General features: G+C 42.6%; 1 protein-coding gene and 1 pseudogene. Both read right to left on the bottom strand.

The window, feature by feature from the left end; all coding sequences use genetic code 11:
* Nucleotides 1-344 (bottom strand): IS3 family transposase (locus CWB65_RS19895; protein ID WP_171047596.1); only part of this gene is annotated, 344 nt, incomplete at its 3' end.
* A gap of 68 nt (nt 345-412) precedes the next feature.
* Nucleotides 413-549: pseudogene (locus tag CWB65_RS20100) on the bottom strand (transposase); the annotation flags it as partial.

Here is a 549-nt window from a genome sequence, read left to right on the forward strand (position 1 = left end):
GTTACCGTTTCACCATGGACTTTAAATTCAGTGACATCGGTCACCCATTTTTGATTGGGCTTCTTTGCCGTAAATTCACGTTTGAGAACATTTTCAGCGATTCTACCGACTTCACCTTTGTAAGAGGTGTAGCGTTTAGGTCTGACTTTTGATTTCAAGCCAAGTTCGCCCATCAAGCGTTGCACGCGCTTATGATTAACCATCAAACCCATTGCTCTTAGCGTGCAAGTTACCCTACGGTAGCCGTATCGTCCTTTGTGCTTGTGATAGATATCACGTATTCTTTCGCATAAGTCAGTGTTGGAACAGGGCTGAAACAGTGTATTACGATGGTAATAATACACACTCTTGGGAAGCCCTGTGACCTTTAATAAGTGTTGTAAGCTGTATTTTGCCTTGAGCTCTTCGACAACTATCGTTTTGTCTTTGCTTTTTTCTTTCTGGCCTGAGCCAAGGCTTCTAACTTTTTTAAGACTGCGTTCTCTGCACGTAGATAATCCAATTCTTCCCTGAGCTCTTTTTCAGACATGTCTGCTGATGGTTTAGGAG

Origin of the sequence: Pseudoalteromonas sp. S554 (genome assembly GCF_005930865.1) — a bacterium.
Taxonomy (GTDB): Bacteria; Pseudomonadota; Gammaproteobacteria; order Enterobacterales; family Alteromonadaceae; genus Pseudoalteromonas; species Pseudoalteromonas marina.